Origin of the sequence: Mesorhizobium sp. M2A.F.Ca.ET.039.01.1.1 (assembly GCF_003998035.1) — a bacterium.
In the GTDB taxonomy this organism is placed as follows: domain Bacteria; phylum Pseudomonadota; class Alphaproteobacteria; order Rhizobiales; family Rhizobiaceae; genus Mesorhizobium.
In genome coordinates, this window is sequence record NZ_RZRY01001362.1 from 1 (window position 1) to 793 (window position 793).

The 793-nt window shown below is 56.9% G+C and carries 1 protein-coding gene; it reads right to left on the reverse strand.

The features are described from left to right. Nucleotides 1-215 precede the first annotated feature (215 nt). Entirely contained in the window at nucleotides 216-683 is a 468-nt protein-coding gene (locus EOA24_RS39875; protein WP_126082790.1) for a cupin domain-containing protein, read from the reverse strand. Nucleotides 684-793 lie beyond the last annotated feature (110 nt).

Below are 793 nucleotides of genomic sequence, written 5' to 3' on the forward strand. Positions count from 1 at the left end.
CAGACTCAAAAACGCAGCCAACAAAGCAAAAAATGACAGAAATGACGGCCGAAAGGCACCGCGACGATGGGATTATGACTTTGGTATTAGGTGCGGTGCGGGAGCGGCGCAGTGCCGGGAGCGGTTCATTTCCAGCGTTAGGCAACCAATCCGACGCACATCCTCTTTGAAAGGAGCGTTTTTCTCAGTATCCACGTGAAGCGTACGCCGTAGCCTTAACGATCGAGCGCCAACGTCTCGTCGTTGATTATCCCAAGACGGGCTTCAATCATTGCTATCTCGTCGGGCGAGGCGGCACCAGACGCCTCTATCTCCATGAAGAGTTGCTCGAAGCCGCCCGGCGTTACTATTGCGAACATCTGCCCGGGCTCGTCGCCAATGTTGCGCCAGCTGTGACGCACGTAAGGGGGCAGAACGACGACAGTGCCTGGAGGGGCATCGAATTCTTCGTCACCGCACTGGAAAACGATAAGTCCCGCAAACCACCCTAAAAAACCTCTGTCTCGCGCGTGTGAGTGTGAGGGGGTCGGGCCTTTCCCAGGGAGAGTGAAAGTTTCCCACATTCCGAATGCGCCGTTGGTCTCGGCGGCAGTGGCATGGACGACTACCTTCGCACCATGTGGCGCTTTGGCGAGGCGCTCGCTGCCCGGCGTGGAGATAACTGCTTTCTGAAAGTCCGACATGACCGCCCCCACTGGTTGAGTGGGGAACAATAGCATGGGATCGATTGCTTGTTCAGCCATTGGTGGCAGAGCAGCATTCCGCACGAAAAACCCCTGCGCCCATTTCTGGC

What these genes read in the sequence shown, in the direction of transcription:
- EOA24_RS39875 (WP_126082790.1), bottom strand. Translation starts at nt 683, where the DNA reads ATGTCGGACTTTCAGAAAGCAGTTATCTCCACGCCGGGCAGCGAGCGC.